The organism is Cellulomonas marina (assembly GCF_900111925.1).
Taxonomy (GTDB): Bacteria; Actinomycetota; Actinomycetes; order Actinomycetales; family Cellulomonadaceae; genus Cellulomonas; species Cellulomonas marina.
Genome location: NZ_FOKA01000027.1, coordinates 1 through 7,589, shown reverse-complemented (window position 1 = coordinate 7,589; position 7,589 = coordinate 1). Strand labels below are relative to the sequence as shown.

Annotated in this window: 9 protein-coding genes; all 9 read right to left on the bottom strand. The window is 76.2% G+C overall.

The annotated features are described in order from the left end of the window. Positions 1 to 302, bottom strand: a 302-nt coding sequence (locus tag BM048_RS18355) for a hypothetical protein (protein WP_175499620.1), incomplete at its 3' end; no start/stop codon positions are given. Beyond that, positions 299 to 2,005, bottom strand: a complete 1,707-nt coding sequence (locus tag BM048_RS17500; RefSeq protein ID WP_090035311.1) for a flagellar biosynthetic protein FliO — start codon at positions 2,003 to 2,005, stop codon at positions 299 to 301. The genes BM048_RS18355 and BM048_RS17500, both read right to left, overlap by 4 nt. Next, complete coding sequence (gene fliN / locus BM048_RS17495) at positions 2,005 to 2,763, bottom strand: flagellar motor switch protein FliN (protein WP_090035310.1); 759 nt, start codon at positions 2,761 to 2,763, stop codon at positions 2,005 to 2,007. Before fliN ends, BM048_RS17500 begins: the two co-directional genes overlap by 1 nt. Continuing rightward, entirely contained in the window at positions 2,760 to 3,698 is a 939-nt protein-coding gene (locus tag BM048_RS17490; protein ID WP_239079049.1) for a flagellar motor switch protein FliM, read from the bottom strand. The genes fliN and BM048_RS17490 overlap by 4 nt, the downstream gene beginning before the upstream one ends. 217 nt (positions 3,699 to 3,915) lie before the next feature. Beyond that, positions 3,916 to 4,449, bottom strand: a complete 534-nt coding sequence (locus BM048_RS17485; protein ID WP_090035307.1) for a flagellar basal body-associated FliL family protein — start codon at positions 4,447 to 4,449, stop codon at positions 3,916 to 3,918. A 1-nt stretch (position 4,450) separates the two neighbouring features. After that, the gene (locus BM048_RS17480; protein ID WP_203708989.1) at positions 4,451 to 5,410 is read right to left on the bottom strand and encodes an OmpA/MotB family protein; all 960 of its coding nucleotides are present in this window, start codon (positions 5,408 to 5,410) and stop codon (positions 4,451 to 4,453) included. Next, the gene (locus BM048_RS17475; RefSeq protein ID WP_090035304.1) at positions 5,407 to 6,180 is read right to left on the bottom strand and encodes a motility protein A; all 774 of its coding nucleotides are present in this window, start codon (positions 6,178 to 6,180) and stop codon (positions 5,407 to 5,409) included. The genes BM048_RS17480 and BM048_RS17475 overlap by 4 nt, the downstream gene beginning before the upstream one ends. Further along, positions 6,180 to 6,617: a flagellar FlbD family protein gene (locus BM048_RS17470; RefSeq protein ID WP_090035301.1), complete on the bottom strand. Its 438-nt coding sequence runs from the start codon at positions 6,615 to 6,617 to the stop codon at positions 6,180 to 6,182. Before BM048_RS17470 ends, BM048_RS17475 begins: the two co-directional genes overlap by 1 nt. 501 nt (positions 6,618 to 7,118) lie before the next feature. Then, a partial coding sequence (locus BM048_RS17465; protein WP_139224534.1) for an HNH endonuclease signature motif containing protein occupies positions 7,119 to 7,589 on the bottom strand: 471 nt, incomplete at its 5' end.

Sequence of the window (7,589 nt, the reverse complement as noted above, 5' to 3'; positions counted from 1 at the left end):
GCGGCGGGCAGGGCGGCGGGCAGGGCGGCGGGCAGGGCGGCGGGCAGGGCGGCGGGCAGGGCGGCGGGCAGGGCGGCGGGCAGGGCGGCGGGCAGCGCGGCGGGCACGGACGCGACGACCGGACCTGCAGCCACGGGCGCCGCCTGGGCGCGCGGCGCGGCGGCCGCACCGAGCACCAGGAGGGCGAGGACCGCGAGGGCCAGCGCGACGAGCCGGCCGCTGGGGCGGTGCCGGCGCAGCCGACCCGTGAGGCGGTGCAGGCGCGCGGGCGTCATCGACGCCGAGGGCAGCAGCGCGTTCACCGGCGGACCGTCCGGTCCTGCAGGACGCGCACCGCGCGGCGCCACGTGTCGGGCGACAGGGCGGAGCCGGCGAGCGGCGAGGGCGTGAACGCGGCGCGCAGGTCGGCGCCGACGAGGTCCAGGTCGCCGACGGGCGTCCCGACGAGCGGCTCCTCGTCGCGCCGGACGGGCGCGCCGGGGGTGCTGCCCGCGCCGGCAGCCACGGGCGCGGTGGGGGCGCCGGCCAGGACGGGGAGGTCCAGAGCCGCCAGGTGCGCCGGCAGCTCCGGCAGGACCTGCGCGGCCCGAGGCGACGCCGCCACGACCGCCGAGGCCGCCAAGGCCGAGGACGCGACGCGTGCGGAGGACAGCGGCCCCGGCACGACGCCCGTGGGCGCCGCCACGGTCGTCGTCGTGCCCGGCAGCGGGGCGGCCGGCAGGTCGGCGCCCCCGAGGTGGGCGCTCCCGGACCCGGCGCCCGCGAGGGCGGCCGCCGCGACCGACGGGCGGGGGGTCGGCACGGCGGGCGTGCCGGCGGCCCAGACCGCCGTGCCGACCGGTGCCAGGCCGGCGGCGACGGCGGCACCGGCGCCGAGGCCGGCCGCGCCGGGGACGGCCGCGGTCGTCGGGACGCTGCCCGGTACGCCGAGCGGGCCGAGGACGCCGGCCTGCATGAGGCTGGCCCGCAGCGAGGCGAAGGAGTCCGAGACGGTCGCCGACGCGGCGGCGAAGCCCGAGCCGGCCGACCCGGCCGCGCGCACGGCGGCCGAGGGCCCGACCGCGGTCGGGGAGGCGGCCGGGGTGAGGGCGTCGAGGCCGGCGGTCATCGGGCGCAGGCTCGCGGCCCCGACCGGCATGCCGGTCCGCACGCTCGCGCGCAGCGCCGCCGGGAAGCCGGGGGCGAGGAAGGGCGTGCTCGCGGCCGTGGGGCCGGGGACGACGTCCGAGCCGGGCACCGAGCCGGGCACCGAGCCGGGCACCGAGCCGGGCACCGAGCCGGGCACCGAGCCGGGCACCGAGCTGGGCACCGAGCCGGGCACCGAGCCGGGGACGCAACCCTGGGCGTCGCCGAGGGGGACGAGCGCGAGCGCGGCCGCGGCCCGGGCCGCGGCGTCGGCGGCCCGGTGGTCGCCGACGCCGTACGCCCCGGCACCGACGAGCTCGCCGGCGGCGACCAGCGCCGCGGAGCCGCCGGCCGTGGCGGGGGCCGTGCCGGCGGCGCCGGCGGCCGCGGGGGCACCGGCAGGGCGCAGGCGGCGCCGACGGCGGGCCGGGGTGCCGACGCCTCCGTCGGCGTGCGAGCCGTCGGCGTCGTCCGAGGCGTCCCCGGTCGTCGTCGCGCCCGCCGTCGCGCCGGTGGTCGCACCCGTCGTCGTGCCGGTCGTCGTGCCGGTCGCCGTGCCCGTCGTCGTGCCCGTCGTCGTGCCCGTCGCGCCCGTGCTGGTGCCCGTCGAGCCCGTGCCGGCGCCCGCCGGGTCGAGCTCGGTGAGCATGGTGACCTGCTCGTCGCCGAAGCCGACGAGGAGGCGGCGGTCCCCCACCGCCACGACGGCGACGCCGCCGCGACGGCCGATCGACTGCTTGCCGACCACGCGCACCGTGGGCTCGGTGCGGGCGGCGGCGAGGCGGGAGCTCCCGGCCAGCCGGCGTCCCGCGAACCAGATCAGCCCGATGACGCACGCGAGCGCGAGGAGCACCCGGGCGGCGAGCAGGAGGGAGTCCATCAGGCGCCGGCCTCCGGTGCCGCGACGATCTCCGTGATGCGGATGCCGTAGTCCTCGTCGACGACGACGACCTCGCCGCGGGCGATGAGCCGGCCGTTGACCATGACGTCGGCGGGCGAGCCGGCCGTGCGGTCGAGCTCGAGGACCGCGCCGGGCGCGAGCTCGAGGACCTGGCGCATGGGCAGGCGCGTGCGGCCGATCTCGGCGGTGAGCGTCATCTCGACGTCGTAGAGCACCCGCATGCCGGCCTTGGGGTTGGCGCCGTCGCGCTGCGTGGGCAGGCCGTCGGCCGTCGGGGTCGTCACGCGCGGGCCGCGCTGGCGCAGCCCGAACCAGGCGACCGTCACGCCGTCGCGCTCGAGGGCGAACAGCTCGGTGTCCTCACCGACCGCGGCGACCACCGTCTCGGTGCGGGCGTCGTCGAGCACGCCGGCGCCCAGGGTGCGGGCCGCCGCCTCGAGGGCGGGACGCAGCGTGTCGACGAGCTCGAGACCCGCGCCGCCGGGCGCACCGGCCGTGCCGGACGCGGCCAGCGCCTCGGCGACCGCGCCCTGCGCGACGAGCAGCAGCTCGGCGCTCGGCGACCCGACGAACGAGGCGACGACCGCGACCTCGTCGGGCAGGGGGGCGGCGGGGCCGCCGGTCGCGACGGAGGCGGAGGACGCGGCGGGGACGGCGACGAGCGGGACCGTCGAGGGGACCAGGGCGGCAGCGGCGGCGGCGGCCTGCTGGCCCAGGGCGGTCGTGGTGGCGGTCATGAGAGGTTCTCCTCGACGGTGACGATCTGGCAGGCGAGACGCGAGCCCTGGCTGCCGGCGGCGGCCCTGGCGAGGACGACGCCGTCGACGACGACGTCCAGCGGCGTGGACACGGGGTGGTGGATCGGGAGCACGTCGCCGATGCGCAGCTCGACCACCTCGCGCGGGTGCACCGGCACGGGGGCGAAACGGACCGCGACCTCGAGCGGCACGTCCTGCACGGTCTCGTGCAGGTGGACCGCGGCCTCGGCGGCGGCGCGGACCTCGTCCTCGGAGCGGTCGTCGGTCTCGCGGGAAACGCGGATGACGCCGAGGGTCGGCTCGGCGGGGATCATGAGCGTCGCCGTGTCGACGCGCTCGCCCAGGCGCAGGGAGAAGGTCGCGACCAGCACGTTCTCCGCGGCGCTGACGGCCTGGACGAACTGCGGGTTGTACTGGACGGACCGGATGGTCACGTCCAGCGGGGTCACGGCCGCGAAGGCGTAGCCGAGGTCGTCGAGCGCGTGCTGCAAGGCGTCCTTGACGAGGACGAGCTCGATCTCCGACAGCTCGCGCTCGGCGCGGTCGTCGCCGAGGCCGGAGCCGCCGAGCAGGTAGTCGACCCAGACCATCGTCGCCTCGACGGGGACCTGCAGGATGCCCGTCTGGCGCGTCTGCTCCACGGTGCACAGCACCACGGCGGTGTGGGTGGGCAGGGAGTTGGCGTACTCGTCGTACACGCGCAGGGACAGGTCCTCGAGGGTGACCTGGGTCGTCACGCGCAGGCGCGCGGTGAACTGGGTGCCCCACTGGCGGGCGAACCGCTCGAAGGCCATCTCCAGCAGGCGCGAGGTCTCCCGCGCCATCGTCATGGGTCGGCGGAAGTCGTAGGGCTCCGGGACGCCGGTGCGGGCACGACGGCTCGTCGTCGCCGGGCGGGGGGTCTGGACCGTCACAGGGGCTGCATCGGCGTCCGGGTACGCCGACTGAAGCAAACGGGTGACACCTCTTCAGGACGGGCGTCGGCGTGTCGCGCCGGCGTGGCGCCGGGGCGGCTGCGGTCCGCCGGACGCGTCGCCCCCGTGTCGGCGACCGTGGCGGCGCCGTCGCGCCCGGCCGTGCCCCCGGCAGGCGCGCGGCGCGACCCGAGGAGGTCGCGCCGCCGCTCCCCCGCTACTGGGTGACGTAGGTCGTCAGGTACACGGCCGCGATGGCGTCGGGGTAGGTCTCGGCGAGCTGCCGCGTGAGCTCGGCCTTCAGCTCCTCGCGCTTCGCGCCGTCGTTGACCTCGGCCATCGGGCGGCCCGAGTAGAGGGCGATCGCCTTGTCGAGCGCGACCGAGGGGTCCGGCAGCGGCTCCACGGCGGTCGCCGTCAGCTGCAGGGCCAGCCCGAGGCGCAGGTAGTGACCCTCGGCGAGGTTGATGGAGATGGGCTCGACCGTGAGGACCTCGCCCAGCTCCACGGGCTCCTCGACGACCTCGGCCGCCGCCTCGCCCTCGGCACCCTCCTCGCCGGACGGCGCGAAGAGGAAGAAGTAGGCGCCGGCGGCGAGCCCGAGCACCGCACCGATGACGACGAGGAGCAGGAGCTTCTTCTTGCCCTTCTTGGCGGGGGCCTCCGCCTCCTCGGCGGGAGCCGCGCCCCCGCCGCCGATCTTGCCGCCGCCGATCTTCTTGTCGGAGACGATCCTCTGCTCAGTGGGCATGTCACTGTCCGTTCGGTGCGTTCGCGATGGTGGGGACGAGGGCGCGCACGGAGTCGGGTGCGCTGGAGAGCACGACGATGTCGACGCGGCGGTTGGCCTCGAGGGCCTCCGGGGTGTCGCCGGGGACGAGCGGCCGGGTGTCGCCGTAGCCCGTCGCCTGGACACGCCGGCCGGGCATGCCGTCGTGCTCGACGAAGCGGCGCAGCACCTGGGTGGCGCGGTCGGTGGAGAGCTCCCAGTTCGTGGCGTAGCGGCCCGAGACGGGCAGGGTGTTGGCGTGCCCCTCGACCGCGATCTGCTCGCCGAGGCCGGCCAGGGTCGGGGCCACGGCGTCGAGGACGGCGATCGCCCGGCCCGTGAGCTCGGCGCTGGCGGCGCCGAAGTACACGTCGTTGGCGACCATGCCCATCACCAGGCCGCGGTCCGTGATGGAGAACCGCGCGGAGTCGGCCTCGCCGCGCTCGCTGAGGGCCGCCGCGAGCTGGTCGCGGATCTGCTCCAGGTGCTGCGCCTCGGCCTGCGCGGCCGCGACGGTGGCGGGGTCCTGGCCCTCGAGCGAGACCGGCGCCGTGCTGGCCGATGCCGCCGGGGGCGTGTAGGTCGGGTTGGAGGCCTGGGTGCCGTTGGAGGCGTCGGCGGTGATGAGGTTGGGGCTCGTCGTGCCGTTCTCGTTCGGCTCGTTGAGGTAGGCGCTCGAGTCGAGGACGCCGTCCGTGCCGTCGAGCACGCTGAGGGAGTCGGCGGCGCTGAAGCCCGTCGCCAGCGACCGCCGGAGCTCGTTGAACTTGATGGCGTCCACCTGGCTCATCGCGAAGAGCACGATGAAGAGCGCCATGAGGACGGTCATGAAGTCGGCGTAGGAGACCAGCCAGCGTTCGTGGTTGACGTGCTCCTCGTGCTCCTCGTGCTTCTTGCGGCGCCCGCCGGGAGCCCCGTGCCCGCCGCCGTGCCCGCCGCTCACGCGGCCGCCTTGTCCTTGCCCGCCGGGGCCGGGGGCAGCAGGCTGCGCAGCTTCTCACCGACCATGCGCGGGTTGGCGCCGGCCTGGACCGCCAGGAGGCCCTCGACGGAGAGCTCCATGTGGTGCCACTCCATCTCGGCGAACCGCTTGATGCGGGCGCCGAGCGGGAGCCAGAGGATGTTGGCCGAGAAGATGCCCCAGAAGGTGGCGACGAAGGCGCCGGCGATGGCGTGCCCGAGCGAGCTCGGGTCGTCGAGGTTCTCGAGCACGTGGACCAGCGAGATGACCGTCCCGATGATGCCGATCGTCGGGGCGTAGCCCCCGAGGTCGGCGAAGAACTTCGCGTTCTGCTTGTCGATGTTCTTCTTCGTCGTGATCCGGTCCTCGAGCAGCTGGCGCAGGTCCTCGGGGTCCGTGCCGTCGATCGCGGACTGCATGCCGCTGCGCAGGAACGGGTCCTCGATGTTGCGGGCCGCCTCCTCGAGGGCCAGCAGGCCCTCACGGCGCGCGCGCTCCGCCAGCTCGACGATCGTGTCGACGGTGCCCGAGGGGTCCGGCGCCTTGTTCGTGAGCGCCTTCGGCAGCGCCTGGAAGGCCCCGATGACGTCCTTGAGGCTGTTGCCGATGAAGCCGACCCCGATGGTGCCGCCCCAGACGAGGATCAGCGGCGGGACCAGCATGATCGAGGCCGGGTTGCCGCCCTCGAGGATCATGGCCAGGAAGATGGCGCCGACACCGACGCCCAGTCCGATGAAACCGGCGGGATCCATCAACGGCTCCTGGGGCGCAGCGGGACGGCGGGGGCAAGGTGGCCCTCGTCGCCCGGTTCGGACGAGGTGGAGGGGACGGGACCGGCGCCGCCGGCGTGCGCGGCCGGGCCGGACCCGTGGGAGCCGGCGTGCGAGCCGCTGCGGTGAGAGCCGCCGTGGGGTCCCGCGTGCCCGCCGTGCGTGCCGTACGGGGAGCGGTCGTCGAGGTCGCGGCCGAGCAGGTCCGCGTGCGGGTCAGCCGCCAGCTCCTGGGCACGGGCCAGCAGCTGCGACCGGTGCTCGTTGATGCGGTCGATGACCTCGCCCATCGACTCCTCGACGATGTACTTGGTCCCGTCGATCAGCGTCAGGATGGTGTCCGGCGCGCTGTCGATGCGTTGGACCAGGTCGGGGTTGACCCCGAACTGGCCACCGTTGAGGCGCGTCACGACGATCACGGCACTTCCCGTCCCTGGTTCTTGCTGAGCGGGCGCGGCACGCGGGCCGGGCCCGGGCCCCTCCGTGGGCCAGATGACTGCACCATCGGTGCGCGCGGCCCTGTCGTGAGCCATTGGGATGCCTCGCGCGCCCCGTCCGGGTCACGTCACCCGGTCGGACGCCACTTCGTCCGGTCCCCGCCGACGACGGTCGCGGCGCAGGTCAGAGCGCGGCAGACCCCGCTCGGGTCGTCGCCTCCGGAGAGGCCCCGGAATCCGGGACCCGGCAACCGGGACCCGGCAACCGGGACCCGGCAACCGGGACCCGGGCTGGACCAGGCGACACCCGCTCGACAAGGCGGCCCGCACCGGGACCCGGGACCCGGGACCCGGGACCCGGGACCCGGGACCCGGGCTGGAGCATGCGACACCCGCTCGACGAGACGGCACGCACCGCCCGGCAGGCGTGCCAGGCGTACCGGGCACGAGCACGGGCAGCCCGCGAAGCCGACCACGTGCGCCTCATGAGGGGCCGTCCGTCCCGGTCGGGCTCAGGTCGTCGCCGTCGTCGTCCATCACGTCCTGCACGCCAGCGACGTCCGCGCCGGGCAGGGGTCGGCCGTGTCGGTCGGTGAAGTGCCACCGGGTGCCGCGGCGGGTGATCTCGATCCCGAGGGCGTGTACGCGGGCGTGGTGGTGCCAGCACAGCAGGACCCCCTTGCCGGCGTCGGTGTCGCCGCCGTCGCGGGCCCAGTGCCGCACGTGGTGCACCTCGCACAGCGCGGGTGGGGCGTCGCACCCGGGGAACCGGCACCGCCCGTCACGAGCCACGACCGCGCGGCGACGCGGCCCGGTGAACGTCCGCTGGGAGCGACCCACGTCCACGACCTCCGAGCGCGGCCCGAACACGATGCGCGAGACCACGCTGTCGCACGCCAGGCGCGCCAGCACCGAGGCCGGCACGGCCCCGCCCCCGACCAGCTCGGCCACCCC

What these genes read in the sequence shown, in the direction of transcription:
- BM048_RS17500 (WP_090035311.1), bottom strand. Translation starts at nt 2,005, where the DNA reads ATGGACTCCCTCCTGCTCGCCGCCCGGGTGCTCCTCGCGCTCGCGTGC.
- fliN (WP_090035310.1), bottom strand. Translation starts at nt 2,763, where the DNA reads ATGACCGCCACCACGACCGCCCTGGGCCAGCAGGCCGCCGCCGCCGCT.
- BM048_RS17485 (WP_090035307.1), bottom strand. Translation starts at nt 4,449, where the DNA reads ATGCCCACTGAGCAGAGGATCGTCTCCGACAAGAAGATCGGCGGCGGC.
- BM048_RS17475 (WP_090035304.1), bottom strand. Translation starts at nt 6,180, where the DNA reads ATGGATCCCGCCGGTTTCATCGGACTGGGCGTCGGTGTCGGCGCCATC.